17 protein-coding genes and 1 pseudogene are annotated in these 18,671 nt (G+C 71.4%); 12 read left to right on the forward strand and 6 right to left on the reverse strand.

Going from position 1 to position 18,671, the window contains the following annotated elements; translation table 11 throughout:
* Positions 1-311 precede the first annotated feature (311 nt).
* Positions 312-707, reverse strand: a complete 396-nt coding sequence (locus AB0J69_RS32725; protein ID WP_364125145.1) for an SSI family serine proteinase inhibitor — start codon at positions 705-707, stop codon at positions 312-314.
* A gap of 205 nt (positions 708-912) precedes the next feature.
* Here AB0J69_RS32725 and AB0J69_RS32730 point away from each other — a divergent pair, with 205 nt between their 5' ends.
* The 7 genes and pseudogenes from AB0J69_RS32730 (at position 913) to AB0J69_RS32760 (ending at position 7,682) form a co-directional block, all read left to right on the forward strand.
* Positions 913-1,719 (forward strand): GNAT family N-acetyltransferase, encoded by an 807-nt coding sequence (locus AB0J69_RS32730; protein ID WP_364125148.1) that lies wholly within the window; start codon positions 913-915, stop codon positions 1,717-1,719.
* A 66-nt stretch (positions 1,720-1,785) separates the two neighbouring features.
* Positions 1,786-3,219, forward strand: coding sequence for an Nramp family divalent metal transporter (locus AB0J69_RS32735; RefSeq protein ID WP_364125150.1), 1,434 nt, complete (start codon positions 1,786-1,788; stop codon positions 3,217-3,219).
* A 7-nt stretch (positions 3,220-3,226) separates the two neighbouring features.
* Entirely contained in the window at positions 3,227-3,580 is a 354-nt protein-coding gene (locus AB0J69_RS32740) for an extradiol dioxygenase (RefSeq protein WP_364125153.1), read from the forward strand.
* 156 nt (positions 3,581-3,736) lie between these two features.
* A pseudogene (locus AB0J69_RS32745) lies at positions 3,737-4,570 on the forward strand (zinc-binding dehydrogenase); the annotation flags it as partial.
* 15 nt (positions 4,571-4,585) lie between these two features.
* Entirely contained in the window at positions 4,586-5,548 is a 963-nt protein-coding gene (locus AB0J69_RS32750) for an NADP-dependent oxidoreductase (RefSeq protein WP_364125462.1), read from the forward strand.
* A 17-nt stretch (positions 5,549-5,565) separates the two neighbouring features.
* Positions 5,566-6,522, forward strand: a complete 957-nt coding sequence (locus AB0J69_RS32755) for a YafY family protein (protein WP_364125156.1) — start codon at positions 5,566-5,568, stop codon at positions 6,520-6,522.
* Positions 6,523-6,557: 35 nt separating this feature from the next.
* Positions 6,558-7,682, forward strand: a complete 1,125-nt coding sequence (locus AB0J69_RS32760) for a C45 family peptidase (protein WP_364125159.1) — start codon at positions 6,558-6,560, stop codon at positions 7,680-7,682.
* Here the strand turns inward: AB0J69_RS32760 and AB0J69_RS32765 are convergent.
* The 3 genes from AB0J69_RS32765 to AB0J69_RS32775 are packed head-to-tail and all read right to left on the reverse strand — an operon-like array spanning position 7,643 to position 11,337.
* On the reverse strand, positions 7,643-9,151 hold the full coding sequence (locus tag AB0J69_RS32765; protein WP_364125161.1) for an AMP-binding protein: 1,509 nt from the start codon (positions 9,149-9,151) through the stop codon (positions 7,643-7,645). The two genes, AB0J69_RS32760 and AB0J69_RS32765, sit on opposite strands and share 40 nt — an antisense overlap.
* Positions 9,152-10,174 (reverse strand): acyl-CoA dehydrogenase family protein, encoded by a 1,023-nt coding sequence (locus AB0J69_RS32770; RefSeq protein ID WP_364125164.1) that lies wholly within the window; start codon positions 10,172-10,174, stop codon positions 9,152-9,154.
* Positions 10,171-11,337, reverse strand: coding sequence for an acyl-CoA dehydrogenase family protein (locus AB0J69_RS32775; RefSeq protein ID WP_364125167.1), 1,167 nt, complete (start codon positions 11,335-11,337; stop codon positions 10,171-10,173). Before AB0J69_RS32775 ends, AB0J69_RS32770 begins: the two co-directional genes overlap by 4 nt.
* A 158-nt stretch (positions 11,338-11,495) precedes the next feature.
* Here AB0J69_RS32775 and AB0J69_RS32780 point away from each other — a divergent pair, with 158 nt between their 5' ends.
* The 3 genes from AB0J69_RS32780 (at position 11,496) to AB0J69_RS32790 (ending at position 14,659) form a co-directional block, all read left to right on the forward strand.
* Positions 11,496-12,833, forward strand: a complete 1,338-nt coding sequence (locus AB0J69_RS32780; protein ID WP_364125170.1) for a HAMP domain-containing sensor histidine kinase — start codon at positions 11,496-11,498, stop codon at positions 12,831-12,833.
* 171 nt (positions 12,834-13,004) lie between these two features.
* Positions 13,005-13,604: a TetR family transcriptional regulator C-terminal domain-containing protein gene (locus AB0J69_RS32785; protein WP_364125172.1), complete on the forward strand. Its 600-nt coding sequence runs from the start codon at positions 13,005-13,007 to the stop codon at positions 13,602-13,604.
* 65 nt (positions 13,605-13,669) lie between these two features.
* Positions 13,670-14,659, forward strand: a complete 990-nt coding sequence (locus tag AB0J69_RS32790) for a diiron oxygenase (protein WP_364125174.1) — start codon at positions 13,670-13,672, stop codon at positions 14,657-14,659.
* Here AB0J69_RS32790 and AB0J69_RS32795 read toward each other — a convergent pair.
* Positions 14,616-15,386 (reverse strand): class I SAM-dependent methyltransferase, encoded by a 771-nt coding sequence (locus AB0J69_RS32795; RefSeq protein WP_364125177.1) that lies wholly within the window; start codon positions 15,384-15,386, stop codon positions 14,616-14,618. The genes AB0J69_RS32790 and AB0J69_RS32795 overlap by 44 nt on opposite strands.
* 51 nt (positions 15,387-15,437) lie before the next feature.
* Between AB0J69_RS32795 and AB0J69_RS32800 the strand changes: the two genes are divergently transcribed.
* Positions 15,438-16,142, forward strand: a complete 705-nt coding sequence (locus AB0J69_RS32800; RefSeq protein WP_364125180.1) for a copper resistance CopC family protein — start codon at positions 15,438-15,440, stop codon at positions 16,140-16,142.
* Positions 16,139-17,170, forward strand: a complete 1,032-nt coding sequence (locus AB0J69_RS32805) for a CopD family protein (RefSeq protein ID WP_364125183.1) — start codon at positions 16,139-16,141, stop codon at positions 17,168-17,170. Before AB0J69_RS32800 ends, AB0J69_RS32805 begins: the two co-directional genes overlap by 4 nt.
* A 263-nt stretch (positions 17,171-17,433) precedes the next feature.
* On the opposite strand, the gene AB0J69_RS32810 is transcribed toward AB0J69_RS32805, so the two are convergent.
* Positions 17,434-18,621, reverse strand: a complete 1,188-nt coding sequence (locus AB0J69_RS32810) for a hypothetical protein (protein WP_364125186.1) — start codon at positions 18,619-18,621, stop codon at positions 17,434-17,436.
* Between the last annotated feature and the right edge of the window lie 50 nt (positions 18,622-18,671).

Consider the following 18,671-nt stretch of genomic DNA (forward strand, 5'->3'; position numbering starts at 1 on the left):
GAACTCACCCGCACCTACGTGGCCGCCTTCCTCGACCAGCACCTCAAATCGCGACGACAGCCCCTCCTGGACAAGCCCTCCGCGCGCCACCCCGAAGCCAAGTTCTGCCCCGCGAGCTGCGCCCCCCCGCCTGAGGCCACGGGCACCGTCTTCTGCTGATCCACCGTGACCAGGGCCTACTCATGGAGGTCAGCGGCGTTGCGCTCGGCTTCCCGGTGCCTGGACGAGCTTCCGCGCACGGCGCCGGGCGGTGCGGGCCGGCCTCCGGGAAGGCCTGTCCGCGGTGTGGCGCGCGGACAGGCGGGGGTGCTTCAGACGAGCGGACCGAGCTTTCGCTCCATCACGCATCGGTTCGGGAACTCCGCCCGGTACGACACCGGCATGTCGTACCAGTATCCGGCCACCTCCACCCGCACCGGATCGATGTGGAGCGGGCAGGGCCCGGGATCGACGTTCAGCGCGTCCATGTGGCCGTCCACGTCACGCAGGACGGCGCAGGCCGCCTCCGGGCGTGGATGCAAGCCGCCGTCCGGGTCGCAGGTCAGACGCATCGAGTACGCCCCGTCGGCGATGGGAGTGACGGTGATGAAGAGCTCGGCTCCCGTGGCGGCGCCGGCGGGGAGCGCCGTGAACGGCATGGCGAGGGTCGCGGCCGCGCACAGTCCGAGCGCGGCCAGCCTGCGGGCGGCGGTCAGCAGGAGCGTCATGGGGATCCTCCCTGGTCAACGGACGTCCCGGGCCTGGGACGACGCACCCACCATGACTACAGTCGGTGATGTCCATGTGACTACTGGTGCTGCGGTCAGCTCGGGGTGCTCGGGTGGCTACAGAGAGCTGTCCGCGCAGGTCATGGACCTGGAGTGGTCGCCGGGCCTGTCGTGCCGGGGCGGAGGGGCGTGCGTAAATGGGGGGATGAGCAGTCAGGATGAGGCGGCGGCCGTGGCCGGTGTGGTGATCAGGGAGTTGCGCGAGATCGGCGAGTTCGAGCAGGTCTACCGGCTCTTCGACGAGATCTGGCATCCGCAGCCGACGAATGTGCCGGTGACGCTGGAGTTGATGGTCGGGTTCGCGCGCACGGGCAACTACGTCGCGGGGGCGTTCTCCGGGGAGACGATGGTGGGGGCGTCCGTCGGGTTCCTGGCCAGGGAGCGGGCGTTGCACTCGCACGTGACCGGGGCCGTCGCCGGGCAGGGGGTGGGGTACGCGCTGAAGCTCCACCAGCGGGACTGGTGCCTGGAGCGGGGGCTGGAGAAGATCACCTGGACCTTCGATCCGCTCGTACGGCGTAATGCCCGGTTCAACCTGGTCAAGCTGGGCGCCCGACCGGAGGCGTACTTGACGGATTTCTACGGCGTCATGGCGGATGCGATCAATGAGGGGGACGCGTCCGATCGGTTGCTGGCGGTGTGGCACATAGGGGAGGGGCGTGGAGAGGGTTGCCCGGACGTGGGGGCGGCGCGGCCTGTGCTGGAGGAAGGGGAGGACGGCGGGCCGGTGCTCGTCGGTGGGGCCGGTCCGGGGAGTGCGGTGAACGGAGAGCCGGGGGCGCGGGTCCTGGTGGGGACGCCGCACGATGTCGAGAGGCTGCGGCGGGCGGATCCGGGGGCGGCGAAGGCGTGGCGGATGGCCGTCCGGGAGGTGCTCGGCGGGGCGATGGAGGCCGGTGGGCGCGTGGTCGGATTCACCGATCGCGGAGAATACGTGGTGTCGATCAACTAGCTATTCCACTAGCGTTTCGGGTCTCTGTAATGTGACGGATAGGTAAGTCGAACAAGGGAGATCCGCATGGCGGAGTTCACCCCCACCGTTCCTTCGCGCGTCCTACCCCCCGTCGCCGTCCGCGACCTTCCCGAACCGCCCCGATCGACCTGGCGCATCATCGGCCCCGGCCTTGTCGGTGCCGGTGTGGGGCTGGCGTCGGGCGAGTTCATCCTCTGGCCGTACATCGCCTCACAGGTCGGCCTCATCTTCATCTGGGGTGCCGCGATCGGCATCATCACCCAGTGGTTCCTGAACATGGAGATCGAGCGCTACACGCTGGCCACCGGCGAGACGGCGCTCACCGGGTTCAGCCGGATGTGGAAGCACTGGGGCCTGGTCTTCGTGCTGATGACGCTGGCCTCCAACCTCTGGCCGGGCTGGGTGACCACGTCCGCGACCATGGTCACGTACCTGACGGGCACCGGCCAGGGCTCCGTGCGGTGGATCGCGATCGCGATGCTGATCATGATCGCGCTGGGGCTGACGCTGGCGCCCGTGATCTACACCATGCTGGAAAAGGTGATCTTCGTGAAGATCGCCCTGGTCGCGACGCTGGCCGTGGTCGCGGTCCTGGTCGCCATCAGCGCCGAGAGCTGGCTGGAGCTGGGCAAGGGCCTGACCGTCGGCGCCCGGTTCCCGGTGCCGCCGCTGGACTTCGCGGTGCTGATGGGCGCCATCGCGTACGCCGGCGCGGGCGGCGGCCAGAACCTCTGTCAGAGCAACTGGATCCGCGACAAGGGCTTCGGCATGGGCCTGTACGTGCCGCGCCTGGTCAGCCCGGTCACCGGCCACGAGGAAGCGGTGTCCTCGACCGGCTACCAGTTCGCGCCGACGAAGGAGAACCTGGCGCGCTGGAAGCAGTGGTGGCGCTTCGCGAACGTCGAGCAGGCGTGGACGTTCGCCATGGTGTCGTTCGTGACGATCGCGCTCATGTCGATGCTGGCCTACTCCACGGTCTTCGGCCGGTCGGGGCTGGAGAACAGCATCGCCTTCCTCGAGGTCGAGGGCCAGGTGCTGCAGGAGACGGTCGGCACGTGGTTCGGGCTGCTGTTCTGGGTGATCGGGGCGCTGGCCCTGTTCGCCTCGGCCATGGGCATCGTCGACTACACCTCGCGGCTGGCCTCCGACACGATCAAGACGGTCTACCTGCGCGACAAGTCCGTCTCCGTCAACCGGGTCTACTTCTTCGTGGTCTGGGCGATGGCGCTGATCGGGACCGGGATCCTGCTGGCGGGCCTCGACCAGCCGCTCATCCTGCTGGTGTTCTCGGCGTGCTTCGCGGCCGTGATGATGTTCGTGTACTCGATCCTGCTGATCATCCTCAACCGGCGGGCGCTGCCCGAGGGCATCAAGGTCCGCTCCTACCGGCTGGGGGCGCTGATCTGGTCGGTGGCGTTCTTCGGCACGCTGACCGTGATCGTGCTCATTCAGCAGGCACAAAGGCTGTTCGGCGGATGATGTACAGATGATCAACGGCGCTCATCTGATCATCTACAGCCGGGACGCGGACGCCGACCGGGCGTTCATCCGTGACGTTCTCGGCTACCCGCACGTCGACGCGGGAGGTGGCTGGCTGATCTTCAAGCTGCCTCCCGCCGAGGTGGCCGTCCATCCCACGGACGGCGCCGACATCCACGAGCTCTACCTCATGTGCGACGACCTGGACCAGACGATGGCCGAGCTGGGGGCCAGGGGCGTCGAGTTCGCCGCGCCGGCCAGCGAGGTGAGCTGGGGGCGGGTCACGGCGATCAACCTGCCGGGCGGCGGGCGGCTCTGCCTGTACGAACCGCGCCACGAGACGGCGTACGACCTGGAGTGACTTGACCTCAATCGAACTTGAGGTACCAGACTCGGCGCCATGAACGTGGTCGAGGTAACGAAGTTCGGCGGCCCCGAGGTGCTCGTGGCCGGTCAGGCACCGGATCCCGTCGCGGGGCCGGGTCAGCTGGTGATCGGCGTGTCGGTGGCGGACGTCATGTCCATCGACGCGCAGTTGCGCGGCGGGTGGGGGCGCGAGTGGTTCCCCGCCGAGCCGCCCTTCGTGCCGGGCACCGGGGTGGCCGGGCACGTGTTGTCCGTGGGCGACGGGGTGGACGCGGGGTGGGTGGGCCGGCGGGTCGCCGCGCAGGTCCCCGGTGGCGGGTACGCCGAGCGGGTGGTGGCGAGTGCCGAGACGGTCGTCGGGGTGCCCGATGGGGTGCCGTTGTGGCGGGCGGCGGCGCTGATCCAGGTGGGGCCGGCCGCGCTGAGCCTGGTGGAGGCGGCCGGGCTGGAGCCCGGGGCGAGAGTGCTGGTCACCGGGGCCGGTGGGGCGCTGGGGCTGGCGATCGTACGGCTGGCGGCCGCGGCCGGTGCCCGCGTGACGGCCGCGGCGCACGGCCCGGCCAAGCGCGCGGCGGCCCTGGAGGCGGGCGCGGTGGAGGCCGCCGACTACCCGGATCTGAGCACGGGGGCCGCGGACGGACCGGCTCCTGAGCCGGGTTCGGGGCGGTTCGACGTGGTGTTCGACGGGGTCGGTGGTGAGGTCGGCGGGACCGCGTTCGAGCTGCTCGGGCGCGGCGGGAGGTTCCTCGCCTACGGCGTTCCGAGCGGCTCGACCGCCCTGGTCGACCCGGCGATGGCCGAGCGGCGCGAGGTGCGGCTGGTCGGCATGGAACAGGTGCAGTTCGCTCCCGCCGAGTTCCGGCGGCTGGCCGAGCTGACCCTGCGGGAGGTCGCGGCCGGCAGGCTGACCGCCGCTGTCGGCCTGGCCGTGCCCCTGGAGCGGGCGAGCGAGGCGCACGCCGCGCTGGAGGCCCGGGAGCTGGTCGGCAAGGCCCTCCTGCTGGTCACCGCCCAGGCCGTCCGCTACCGCAGGCACGGCGGCCCCGAGGTGCTGGAGCTGGACGAGGTCCCGCTCCCCCAGCCGGGCCCCGGCCAGGTACGGGTGGCGGTCAGGGCGGCGGGCGTGAACCCCATCGACCGGAAACTGCGCACGGGCTTCCTCAGCCCGCCGATCGAGGGCCCCCAGGGCACGGGCATCGAGCTGGCCGGGACGATCGACGCGCTCGGCCCCGGGGTGACCGGGTGGCGGCTGGGCGACCCCGTGTTCGGCCAGGTGGCGCAGGGCGCGGCCGCCACGCATGCCATCGCCGAGGCGGACGCGCTGGTGCCCAAGCCGGACGACCTCACGTACGAGGAGGCCGCCGCGCTGCCCGTCGCCGTCGAGACGGCGAGCCGCACGCTGCGCGAGCTCGGCCTCCGGGAGGGGCAGACGCTGCTGATCCACGCCGCCGCGGGCGGCGTGGGCCTGGCCGCCGCGCAACTGGCCCGCGCGCTCGGCGCCACGGTGGTCGGCACGGCCGGCGAGCGCCACCACGCCTTCCTGCGCGGGCTCGGCGTGCACCCCGTCACCTATGGCGAGGGGCTGAAGGAGCGCCTGCCGGAGACCGTGGACCGGGTGCTGGACGCCTCGGGCAGGGGCGAGCTGGAGCTGTCGGTCGAGCTCACCGGCGACCCGGAGAAGGTGGTCACGATCGCGGACCCGGCCGGGGCGGGCCGGCTCGGGGCACGGTTCTCGACGGGCAGGGGGGTCGGCGCCGTCGCCGCGGCGCAGGCGCTGCGCGATCCCGTGGCGGCCGCCCTGGGCGAACCGGCGGCGGAGAACGGGCGAACGGCCGCGGGTGTGCGGGTGCCGGTAGCCGAGGTGTTCCCCCTGGAGCGTACGGCCGACGCCCATCGCCGTAGCGAGGACGGCCACTTCCTGGGCAAGCTGATCATCATTACGGAAGCGTCCTTGCCGCATTAGCGGGCACACTGGTGCGCATGCTGGAAACCTCGGCTCGCCTGCTGAAGCTCCTGTCTCTCCTCCAAGCGCACCGGGACTGGTCGGGACCCGAGCTGTCCGCCCGGCTCGGCGTCTCGACCCGGACGATCCGCAACGACGTCGAGCGCCTGCGCTCGCTCGGCTACCCGGTGCACGCCACACCGGGCGTGGCGGGCGGCTACCGGCTGGGTGCGGGGGCCGCGCTGCCGCCCTTGCTGCTCGACGACGAGGAGGCCGTGGCGGTCGCGGTCGGGCTCGGCCGCGCGGCCGGGGGCGGCGTCGAGGGCATCGAGGAGACCTCCGTACGGGCGCTGGCCAAGCTGGAGCAGGTGCTCCCGTCCCGGCTGCGGCGGCGGGTGAACGCGCTCAACACGTACACGGTCCAGATCCCCGGCAACGCGCCCGCCGTCGCGCCGGACGTGCTGACCACGATCGCGAACGCCGCCCGCGACCACGAGCGCCTGCGCTTCGACTACACCGGCCACGAGGGCGGGTCCACCGTGCGGAACGTCGAGCCGCACCGCCTGGTGCACCGGCACGGACGCTGGTACCTGGTCGGCTACGACGTCGACCGGCAGGACTGGCGCACGTTCCGGGTCGACCGGGTCAGCCCGCGCACGCCGTCCGGCCCCCGGTTCACCCCGCGCGAGCTGCCGGGGGACGGCGACGTGGCGGCGTACGTGGAGCAGGGCGTCAACACGGCGATGTGGCGCCACCGGGCCACGGTGCTGCTGCACGCCTCCGCCGAGCGGGTCCGGGCGCTGCCGCTGGGCCTGGAGATCGAGCCGGTGGACGAGGCCACGTGCCTGCTCAAGCTGGGCGGCGACGACCTGAACGGGATTGCGGTGTGGATCGGCTTCATCGGCGTGGACTTCGAGGTACTCGACCCGCCGGAGCTGGCCGAGCACGTACTGCGGCTGTCAGAGCGCTACCGGCGGGCGGTCAGCGGCCGGTAAGGCGCCGGTCAGCGCGCCCGGGCAGGCTCGGGGACATGAAGAACATGACGCACGTGGCGGGGAGCAAGGACGACTTCCAGCTCGTCACCCACCTGACGCTCACCGGCAGCCAGGTCGAGATCGGCCGGACGCTCACCGAGGAGGCCCGCCGGCTGGGCTGGGCCCCCGCACCGGCCGATCCCGTCGTGAACCGGGCCCGGCGCTCCTGGTTCGAGCGGCACTGGCCGCAGCACCACGCCCGCATGGACGGCGCCGCGGCGGCCCTCGGCCTCGACCCGGACCAGGACGAGCTGGCCCTCGACGGCCTGAGCTTCATCCCCGAGGGCTCCGGATGCTCGGCGATGTGGGTCCCGCCGTCGGCCGCCACCGACGGCCACGGCCGGGTGGGCCGCAACTACGACTTCTTCCCGACGACCGCGAGCGAGATCATGGGCGGCACGCCCCGGCCCGGCGAGCTGCCCATGTCGTCCCGGCCGTACGTGATCACGACGATCCCCGACGAGGGACTGTCCTCGACGGTGATCACGATGAACGACCTCGACGGCTGCATGGACGGCATCAACTCGGCGGGCCTGGCGGTCATGCTGCTGATCGCCGACTTCGAGACCGCGGCGCCGCCGGAGGGCCCGATAGCGCCGCAGGTGGGCCTGGCCAGCGTGCAGCTGCCCAGGTTCGTCATCGACACCTGCGCGAACGCCGACCAGGCCAAGCAGGCGCTGCTGGGCGCCAAGCACTACGACTACGGCACGCCCCTGCACTACCTGATCGCCGACGCGCACGGGCAGGCGTTCGTGTGGGAGCGGGGCAGGGACGGCAGCGAGCACATCATCGAGTTCGGCGACGGCCCGCTCTGCGTCACCAACCACCTGCTGCACCGCCACCCCGACCCGATGGACCTGCCCCGGGACAGCGAGTCGAGCTTCGAGTCCTTCGCCCGGCTGCGCTCGCTGTACGAGCGCAGCAAGGGCGCCACCCTGTCACCGCGGGAGCTGCGCGACAGCCTGCGGGCGGTCCGGCCGGCCGAGGATCCGGCCGTGCCGTTCCGCACGCTGTGGACCACGGTCTTCGACACCGCCGACCGCACCCTGTCCACCCGCTTCTACCTGGGTGACGGCGACCGTTACAGCGAGGAGCTGGTGTTCCCCGCCTCCGCCAAATAGTCCTCGCGCACCTTCGAGCGCGACAACTTGCCCGTGGGGGTACGGGGCAGCACCGCGCGATATTCGATCACCTTGGGCTGCTTGAACCGGGCGATGCGCGGCCCGCAGTGCTCCAGCAGCTCGGCGGTCAGCTCGGGGCCGGGCGGGTACCCCTCGGCGGGCTGCACGAGCGCGACCACGTTGTGGCCCCATTCCGCGTCGGGCACCCCGATGACGGCCACGTCGGCCACCGCGGGATGTTCGAGCAGCGCGGCCTCGATCTCGGCGGGGTAGATGTTCACCCCGCCGGAGACGATCAGGTCGGTACGCCGGTCGCACAGGAACAGGAAGCCGTCGGCGTCCAGGAAGCCGATGTCGCCGGGCGTGTACCACTCCCCCAGCATGCTGGCGGCCGTCTTGGCCGGGTCCTTGCGGTACTCGAACGAGCCCATGCCCGACTTGACGTAGATCATGCCGGGCTCGCCCGTGGGCAGCTCCATGCCGTTCTCGTCGCAGATCTTGGCCTCGAACGTGGGCGCGGGCCGGCCGACGGTGCCCGGCTTGGCCAGCCAGTCGTGCGGCTTGACGGAGAAGGCGATCGTGGACTCGGTGGAGCCGTAGTACTCGTACAGCACCGGGCCCCACCAGTCCATGATCTGCTGCTTGACCGCGACCGGGCAGGCGGCGGCGGTGTGGATGACCTGGCGCAGGCTGGACACGTCGTACTTGCCCCTGACCTCCTCCGGCAGCTGCAACATCCGGTGGAACATGGTCGGCACCATCATCGCGTTGGACACCCGGTACCGCTCGATGAGCTCCAGGATGTTCAGCGGCTCGAACTTGGGCGTGATGACCACCGTGTGCCCCAGGTGCAGGGCGAACTGGGCGTGGGCGCACGGCGCCGAGTGGTACATCGGCGAGGTCACCAGATGCACCTCGTCGCCCGCCTTGAGGTCCACGACCTCGCCGAAGAACCACGTGTAGAGCGGCACGAGCGCCTCCGGCTCGGCGCCGGCCAGCGGGCGCTGCACGCCCTTGGGGAAGCCGGTGGTGCCGGAGGTGTACCACATGACGGCCCCGGAGGTACGGTCGCCGGGCGCGTCGGAGGGCTGTCCCGCCGCCAGGCCGTCGGTCCCGATCTCCCCTCCGGGCACGGCGTGGTCGGGGCCGGTGACGACGACCTTGGCGTCGCAGTCGCCCAGGATGTACGCCACCTCGGAGGCGGTCAGGTGCCAGTTGATCGGCACGTAGTAGAGCCCGATCTGCCCGGTCGCCATGACCATGACCAGGGCGTCGATCCCGTTGGGCAGCACGCCGGCCACGACGTCACCGGTGCCGAGCCCGCGGGCCCGCAGTCCGTGCGACACCTGGTTGACCCGGGCGAGGAGGTCGCCGTACGACGTCTCGGTGCCGTCGGTGTCGATCACGGCGAGGCGGCCGGGATCGGCGGCGGCGATGGCGTAGAAACCCGGCAGCTCGCTGATGTCCATTCAGAGCTCCAGCAGTTGTGCGAGTCGGGCACGGTGGATCCGGGGCGGGCCCAGCAGCACTTCGTCCGCCTTGGCCCTCTTGTAGAACAGATGCGCGTCGTGCTCCCAGGTGTAGCCGATTCCGCCGTGCAACAACAAGTGGTCGCGGGCCACCTCGAAGCAGGCGCGGCCGACGTACACCTGGGCGAGCGCGGCGGCCTCGGGCAGCTCGTCAGGGGACTCGTCGGCGGCCCAGGCGGCGTACCGGACGATGGACTCGGCCTGTTCGAGCTTGCAGTGCATGTCGGCGAGCTTGTGCTTGACGCCCTGGTAGGAGCCGATGTAGCGGCCGAAGGCCACCCGGATCTTGGCGTAGGCAACGATGGCGTCCAGCGCCGCCCGCATCACCCCGAGCTGCTCGGCCGCCAGCGCCACGCAGAGCCGGTCGAAGACGCCGGTCTCCGGCGCCGCCCCCAGCACCCGCGCGGGAGCGCCCTCCAGCACCACCGTCGCCTGGCCGCGGGTGAGGTCGAGCGTCTCCAGCGCGGTCCTGGTGACGCCCGGCCCGGCCAGCTCGACCGCCACCATGAGCAGGCCGTCGGCCCCGCGCGCGGGCACGACCAGCACGTCGGCGTCCATGCCGGAGAACACCTGGGCCAGCGTGCCGCTCGCGGCCGTGCCGTCGAGGGAGACCTCGGTGCCGTCGATCGTGGCCGCCACGCGGCCCTCGGCGATGCCGGTGCACAGCTCCTTGTCGGGCACGAGGGACAGCGCGAGCGCGGTGAACGCGGTGGCCAGGAAGGGGCCGGGCAGCAGGGCGGCGCCCGTCTCCTCCAGCGCGACCGCCAGCTCGGTCATCCCGGCGCCGGCGCCGCCGTACTCCTCGGGGATGACCAGCCCCGACAGGCCGAGCTCGCCGTTGAGGCGGGAGTACACCTGCGGGTCGTAGCCCTCGCGGGCCTTGCGCAGGGGCGAGGCGGTGCGCAGGAAGGCGCGTACGGTCTCGCGCAGCTCCTGCTGTTCCTGGCTGAGTACGAGCTTCACGCCTGCGTCCCCACCTTCAGGTCCTTGAACGGCACGGTCTTGTCCACCCGCGGCTCCGGCGGCAGTCCGAGCACGCGGTCGCCGACGATGTTGCGCATGATCTCGTTGGTGCCGCCGCCCAGCGCCATGCCGGGGGCCATGGAGATCGCGCGGGCGAGGGGGTGGCCGGCCAGCGCGGCCTCCGGCCCGACGAGCTGGGTGGCCAGGTCCGCCTGGAACAGGGTCAGCTCGGCCAGCAGCAGCTTGGCGGCGCTGCCCCGCGCGCCGGGGAAGATCCCGGCCTTGGTCTCCTGGGCCAGCCGCTGGTTGAACAGGGCCAGCGCGCGGCTGCGGATGTGCAGCTCGACGAGCTGGTCGCGGACCAGCGGATCCGCGGTGTCGACGGCCCGGCGCAGCGCCTCCAGCGAGGTGGGGTTGTCCTTCTGCCCGCCCATGCCGACGCCCGCGGAGATCGACAGCCGCTCGTGCAGCAGCGTCGTGACGGCCACGCTCCAGCCGTCGTTGACCTCGCCCACGCGGTGCTCGTCGGGGATGGTGACGTTGTCGAAGAAGATCTCGTTGAAGTTGGCCCTGCCGGACATGTCCTTCAGCGGGCGGACCGTCACGCCGGGGTGGTGCATGTCCACCACGAACATGGTCAGGCCCTTGTGCTTGGGCACCTCCACGTCGGTGCGGGTGAGCAGCAGGCCCCAGTCGGCGTGGTGGGCGACCGAGGTCCACACCTTCTGGCCGTTGACGATCCAGTGGTCGCCGTCGCGTTCGGCCCTGGTCTGGAGGCTGGCCACGTCGCTGCCGGCGCCGGGCTCGGAGAAGAGCTGGCACCAGATCTCCTCGCCACGCAGCAGCGGCCGGACGAACCGCTCCCGCTGCGCGTCGGTGCCCCGGTCGACGATCGTGGGCCCCGTCATGCCGAGGCCGATCGAGAAGACGTAGGTAGGCAGGGTGTAGCCGGCGGCCGCCTCGGCGAAGGCGCGCTCCTCCGCCTGGGTCAGCCCCTGGCCGCCCCACCGTTCCGGCCAGGTGATGCCGGAGTAACCGGCATCGTAGAGCTTGGCCATGAAGTCCTTGGCGTGGGCGATCCCGTCCGTCTCCGGATAGTCGTCGGATGGAGCGTTCTCCTGCAGCCAGGCCCCGGCCGCACGCCGGTAATCAGCAAGATTCACATCGACTCCTCGGCATCAGTGACCACTTACTCTAGTCAGGCCACCGCGGCCCGCATAGAGCATTGCTCTGGAGGTCTTTAACGTGGTTTGTCATGGAATCTCCGCAAATTCGAGCCGGATGCACCTAGTGTGATCACCTGATCGCCAGGGGGATGGGTGTGATCGCACGGCTGGGCCGGTCCATTCGCGCGCGGCTGGCGTTGTTCGCCAGTGCCGCCATGGTGCTGCTCTGCCTGGCGACCGGCACGCTGCTGCTGTGGGCGGTGCACAGCACGGTCGTGGACATCCGGACCCGAGAGGTGGTCAGCACCGCCCTGCGCGTGGTCCACCTGATCAAGGAGCACGACCTGCCCCGCGTGATCTCCTTGGAGTTGCACGGCCTCCAGGTCGTGGACGCGAACGGCCGCGTGGTGTCCTCGACGCCCAACCTGGCGAGCTCGCCGCGCCTGACCTACGCGAATCCCGAGCCGGCCGACGCCAACCGCATCGGCTCCCTCTGCGACCGGCCGGAGTTCGGCGGCGAGTGCCAGATCATGATCGCCTTCCGCGTGTACGAGCCGGACGGCGACTTGATCGTCTACGCCTTCGGCCCCATGCCGCCCTGGTACATCAGCCCCGCCGTGGTCATCCTGCTGGCCGCGATCTGCGCGGCGGTGGTGGTGCTGACCTGGTTCGGCGTCTCGCGGGTGGTGGCCAGGACGCTGGCGCCCGTACACCGGATCACCGAGAAGCTGGCCGAGATCACCGCCGGCGACGGCACGCTGCGGGTGCCCGTGCCCGAGAACGCCGAGGAGATCAGGGCGCTCGCCCAGACCGCGAACCAGACGCTCGCCCGGCTGGAGCAGGCGGTGGAGCAGCAGCGCAGGTTCGCCTCCGACGCCTCCCACGACCTGCGCAGCCCGATCACCGCCATGCGCGCCGAACTGGAGGCGGCCCTGCTCGACCCCGAGCAGACCGACTGGCACGCGGCCGGCGACAGGCTGCTGGGCAGCCTCGAGCGACTGCAGCACATCGTCGCCGACCTTCTCACACTGACCAGGCTCGACGCGGGCGAGCCCGGCCGGCTGGAGCCCGTCGACCTGGCCGAGCTGGCCGCCTCCGAGACCGCCAGGCCGCGGTCGAAGCAGATCGTGACCACGCTGCAGCCCGAGGTCGTCGTCACGGGCGACCGGCTCAGGCTGGCCCGCCTGCTGACGAACCTGCTGGACAACGCCGAGCGGCACGCCGAGGGCACCATCCTCGTCACCGTGCGGCGGGACGACCTGGCCGTGCTGGAGGTGCTCGACGACGGGGCCGGCATCGCCCCGGAGCAGCGCGAGGTCGTCTTCAGGCGCTTCACCCGGCTGGACGCCTCGCGCAACCGCGACGCCGGCGGCACCGGGCTCGGCCTGCCGATCGCCCGCGAGATCGCGGAGGCGCACGGCGGCACGCTGCGGCTCGAGGATTCCGAGAAGGGCGCCCGTTTCGTCCTGCGGCTGCCGGTAAGGAATGAGTGAGGCGGATCTTGGGACCCCCACCGAAAGCCGTTCGGCGCCGCTGGTTACCATGATCAACGTGACTGTCGGTGAAGAGTGGAGCCAGACCGGTATGGGGGCTCCACCCACCAGAACAACCGGCGTCCGGTTTGTCCTATAAATAATAGTGATCAGAAGTTAGAGTTACTCGCTGTGACAACTGGTTTCAGCCGATTACGGCGCGAGGATTTGCTCAAGACGGCCTGCGAGGTGATCGCGGAGCGGGGATTCGGGCACACCAGAACTCTGGACATCGCCAGGGCCGCCGGTGTCAGCCAGGCGCTGCTCTTCTACCACTTCGAGACCAAGGAGCGGCTGCTCGCGCAGGCCTTCGGCTACGCGGCCCGCCTGCACCTCGACGCGCTCGCCGACGTCGAGCGGTCCACGGGCACGCCGCTCGACCGCCTGCGCACCCTGCTCAGGCTCTGCTCGCCGGCGATCCCGACCGAGGGCTGGCGGCTGTGGATCGACGCCTGGTCCGAGGCGATGCGCAGCCCGGAGCTGGAGGAGACGTCGCGGCGGATCGACGCCAGGGGCCGCACGCTCATGCGCGGGATCATCGAGGACGGCGTGCGGTCCGGCGAGTTCGAGTGCGCCGATCCCGACGCGACCACGTGGCGGCTCTTCGCGCTCATCGACGGGCTGGCGGTCCAGACGCACACGCATCCCAAGGTGTTGTCACGGCGCCGGGTGAACGTGCTGATCCGTACGGCGGCGGCGTACGAGTTGGGGGTGCCCGCGGAAAAGCTGTGATCCTCACCTTCCCAGTACTATTGGATTCTCCGTACAATTACTGGGCGAGGAGAGGAGTGCACGCGATGACATCCGCACCGAGCTCTACCGCCGCCAGGGAACGCGACGAGCAGGTCGCGAGCAAGAGCGCGTACCGAGCGGTCATCGATCGCCTCTCGAAGGCGTCGGTGGACAAGCACTGGGAGCCCTACCGCGACATCCCGTGGGACGACCCGGAGTTCCACGTGGACCCGGTCGACCCGCGGTGGGAGCTGCCCGATGTCGACAAGCTGGGCGGCCATCCGTGGTACCGCAGCCGCTCCCCCGAGGTGCGCGCGCGGATCGGGCTGTGGCGGGTGGCCACCGCCATGAAGATCGGGCTGCAGTTCGAGAACCTGCTCAAGCGCGGGCTGCTCAACTACGCCTACCGGCTGCCGAACGGGTCCCCGGAGTTCCGGTACGTCTACCACGAGACCATCGAAGAGGGGCATCACGGGATGATGTTCCAGGAGTTCGTGAACCGTACCGGCATGCCGATCCGCGGCATGCCCGGGCCGCTGTCGGTGATCGCGCAGGTCGCGCCCTGGATCCCGCTGATCTCGACCGAGCTGTTCTTCATTTTCGTGCTGGGCGGCGAGGATCCGATCGACCACGTGCAGCGCAAGGTGCTCAAGGACGGACGGGCGCACCACCCGCTGGAAGAGACCATCATGCGCATCCACATCGCCGAGGAGGCCAGGCACATCTCCTTCGCCCGGCACTACCTGCGCAACCGGGTGCCGCGGATGCCCGCGTACCGCCGCCTCATGCTGGGCATCGCCTCGCCGATCATCCTCGGCGTGATGGCGCGCATCATGCTCGCGCCGCCGGGGCCGATGATCCGGCGCTTCAGGATCCCGGCGAACGTGGTGGCCGAGGTCTACCTGCGCAATCCGGGCGCCAAGCGGGAGATCCGCGACTCGGTCGGCAAGACGCGCGAGCTGTGCGCCGAGATCGGGCTGATCAACCCGCTCACCCGGCGGATCTGGCAGGTCATGGGGATCTGGGAGGGCGCCGCGCGGTCAGCACCTCGGTGACCGCCACCAGCTCCCACGTGCCCGCGGGGTTCTGCGCGAGCAGCTCCCGCCTGGCCGCCTCGACGAAGGCCGGGACCCGGTCGCCGAGGCGGGCGGGCGCGGTGTAGGAGTAGGACAGCTGCAGGCCGATCACGGCGTCGAGGTCGTACGTCAGGTGTTCCACGTAGCGGGCCGCGTCCAGGTCGCCGAAGGGGGAGGTGGCCAGCACCTCCTCGTGGTGCTCGCCGGTGGCCTGGTAGGAGTTGCTCGCGGTGAACGTGTTCACGCCGAACTCGTCGCGCACCCGTCGCATGGCGGGCTCCCAGGGCTGCTCCCTGTCCTCGCGGGTCGGGCCGAGGAGCGCCACGACGCCGTCCGGCGGCAGCAGCTCGTCCAGCTCCGCCAGCACCGCGCGGCGGTCCATCCAGTGGAACGACCTGCCCATCACGACGTGGTCGAACGCCGGCAGCTCGCGCAGCCTCGTCGAGTCGCCCTTCAGCCAGCGGATGTTCGCCCGATCGGACGCCTGGCGCCGGCCTTCGGCGAGCATCTCCTCGTCGGGGTCCACGGCCAGCACCTCGCGTACGCGCCGGGCCAGCGGGATGGCCACGGTGCCCGGGCCGCAGCCGAGGTCGAGCACCGTGCTGTCGCTCCCGAACGTCATGGCCAGGTGTTCGATCGCCGGATCGCCGTGTCCTGACCGGTATTTCGCGTAGTAGGGCGCCGCGCCGCCGAACAGGTCCTCCATGGATGGGACCATATACAGGTTCTGGACGTGTTCGATGGAAGGTTCTGATCTGTGAGGCGGCTACTCACGGTCCTGCTGCTCGCCTGCGCCGCGGTGGGGGTGGCGTACTCCCCGGCTCAGGCGCACAACGTGCTGATCGGCAGCGACCCGAAGGACGGCGCCACGCTGGCGGCCTCGCCCGAGCGGGTGACGCTGGTGTTCGACCAGGCGGTGCGCCAGGGGTACGCGTCGGTGGGCGTCACCGGGGCGGACGGGTCGGCGTGGGCCGACGGGAGCGCCGTCGTCGCGGCCGAGCGGGTGTCGGTGAAGGTGAAGCCACTGCCGGCCGGGGGGTCCTACGTGGTGGGTTACCGGATCCTGTCGGCCGACGGGCACCCGGTGACCGGGAAGATCCGCTTCAGCCTGGCCGCGGACGCCTCCGGGGTGGCGGCGGGGGCGGCCGGCGGCGGCACCAGCGCGGAGGCCGCCGAGGCGGCGGCCAACGGCGGGGCCGGGATGGCCGTGGTGTGGGTCGTGGGAGCACTGCTGATCCTGGCCGCCGGCACAGCCGTCGCCCTGCGCCGCTCCGCCCCGGGCTCCCGCACCGGAACGGCCGAGTCCGAGACGGGCCAGGCCGAGACGGGCCAGGCCGCGACGCCTGCGGCCGGGACCGCGGAGACCGAAGGACCGGCGGCCGAGGGGTCGACGGCTGGGAGATCGGCGGCCGCGGCTCAGGGCGAGGATGACTCCTCCCGGGCCGAGGGGGCGCGGGCGTGAGCGTCGCCGCTCCTTCCCTCGCCCGGCAGCGCGTCGGCGGGCGGCTCGTCGTGGGCGCTTTCGGCGTGTGCGCGGTCGTCGCGGCCGTGGCGGCGAGCTCGTTCACCGCCCAGGAGTCCGTCCCCGGCATCCCGATGCCCGGCCCGGTCGTGTCGATCGGGCTGCCGATCGTGCGGGTGCTGCTCGACCTGGCCGCCGTGGCCGTGGTCGGGCTCAGCCTGCTGCCCAAGCTGCTCGGCTTCGACGCCCCCGACCGTACCGAGCCGGTCCTGATCAGGGTCCGCCCGCTGGCCGTGATCGCCGCCTGGGCGTGGGCGATCTGCGCGCTGCTCACTATCGTCTTCCAGACCGCCGAGCTCAATCCCGGCAGCGTGCCGACGTTCGGGATGATCGCCGGTTACGTCGGGAGCGTCGGCACGGGCCAGGGGCTGCTGTTCAGCGCGGCATGCGCGCTGGCGGCGGCCGGCATCGGGCTGATGGCGGTGCGGTTCGGCGAGAAGGTGCCGGCCGAGCTGCGGGTGATCGTGGCGCTGTTCGGGCTGCTGCCGATCCCGGTGACCGGCCACGCGGTGAACTCGGTCTGGCACGACCCCATCATGATCTCGATGGAGATCCACGTCATGGGGGCCGCGGCGTGGACGGGCGGGCTGGTGGCCACGGCCGTGTTCGTGGCCCCGCACCGTGGCCTGCTGGCCGTGGTGCTGCCGAAGTTCTCCAGGATGGCCACCGTGTGCCTGCTCATGGTGGGGCTGTCCGGCCTGGTCACGGGGCTGGGGACGATGGCGCTCACGCCGGGCGTGACGCTGCCGGACGCGATCGTGACCAGCCACTACGGGCTGCTGGTCGTGGTCAAGACGGCGCTGGTGGCGCTGCTGGTGCCGCTGGCGGCGCACATCCGCTTCCGGCTGCTGCCCGCCGTACGCCGGGGGCGGGCCACCGCGCTGGTGGGCTGGGCTGCGGCCGAGGTGGGGGTGATGGGGCTGGCGTACGGCGTCGCGGTGGCGATCACCCGCGCCTCGATAGCCTGACAGCCCCGACCCCGGCCCCAGCCCAGCCCCGGCCCCAGCCCCCGGCGCCGGCCGGTCTCCATGCCCTCCGGCACCCCCCGGACGCCCCGTGCACCGAGCATCCTGACTGACCGACCGGACGCCGACGGACCGGAGGCCGACCCATCCGAGCGTGCGGTCCCGGCCGTACGCCGGCCGGCCGGACGCCAACCACCCGGGACAGCAACCGGCCGGGTGGGCGGCGCGGTCGGGTGGGCGGCGCGGTCGGGTGGTGAGGGGCGTTTCTAGGTTGTGGCCGGGGCGGCCACGTGTGGGGGTGGGGAGGTGACCGGCCGGAGGCCGCGGCGGGCGGCGATCCATTCGATGGCCAGCCAGACGACGAGCAGCCCCATCCCGGCCCACACCGCCGACGACGTGGCCGGCGGGGGCGCCCCCAGCAACCCTTCCTGCCCCTTGAGCGCGCCGTACACCGGCCCCATCACCGCGCTCTGCACCACCAGCGCGCCATAGGCGGCGGCCGTCACGACGACCGCGCCGAGCACCGCCCGGGCGGCGGGCATCCGTACCAGGAACGCCACGTCCACCAGCACCCCGGCCACGACCAGGAAGAACGGCACCGCGGACGGCGGGAACCCGGTGAAGGTCAGCAGCGGCCAGATCAGCGTCCTGAACCCCACGTAACCGGCGGCGACGAGGGTGGCCGCGCCGAACCGGCCGATCAGCATCCTGGCCGCCACCAGCACCGACAGCCCGGCCACCACCGCGTAGACCGGGTAGAGGTAGTCAGGCACCGGCAGCGTGAACCCGGCCATCATCGTCCGGTCCACCGGCCGGTCCATCTGGTCGGCCGCGAACTGGAGCAGGATCTGCTCGGCGTAGGTGGCGTTGTTGTCCCAGGCGCCGAGGGACAGGATGCCGTACTCCTGGTGCTGCTCGGGGAAGTGCACGTTCTCCAGGAAGAACGCCAGGAGCGCGCCCAGCACGACCGTCCGCTCGCGGCCCGGCGGTGCGCCCATGAACCAGCCGCGGACGACGCCCGCGATCATGAAGAACGTTCCAACGTAGAGCATGATGTGCGACGGGCTCCACGAGGTGATGTCGAGCCCGTTGACGCGGTGGTTGATCAGGTCGAGCGGCACCGCGACGAGGAAGATCCCGGTGCCCCACTGGATGAGCCTGAGCGCCGCCTTGTCCACGCCGTAGCCGGTGTAGCCGTGGATGAGGGTCAGGGCGACGGCGAGCGCCGTGCCGGCGGAGTTGAGCAGGTGGGGCGGCGCCAGGTCGTCGCGCAGCCACTTGAAGTGCCACGAGACGTCCCAGGCGGAGCCGAGCAGCTTGAGCGTGAGCGCCAGCAGCCAGCCGAAATAGAGCACCCTGAACAGGTCTTGCGGCGTCTCGCGGCCTGCCTGGCCTCTGGTCCAGTACGGCAGGGCCCACGCGGCGGCCTTCTTGAACGATGCTGGAGACTTCACGGCAGAGAATCTTACGGTCTTCCGTACCCCTGACCCGCGACGACCCGGTC

The sequence above is a fragment of the Nonomuraea sp. NPDC049709 genome (assembly GCF_040674815.1).
Lineage (GTDB): Bacteria > Actinomycetota > Actinomycetes > Streptosporangiales > Streptosporangiaceae > Nonomuraea.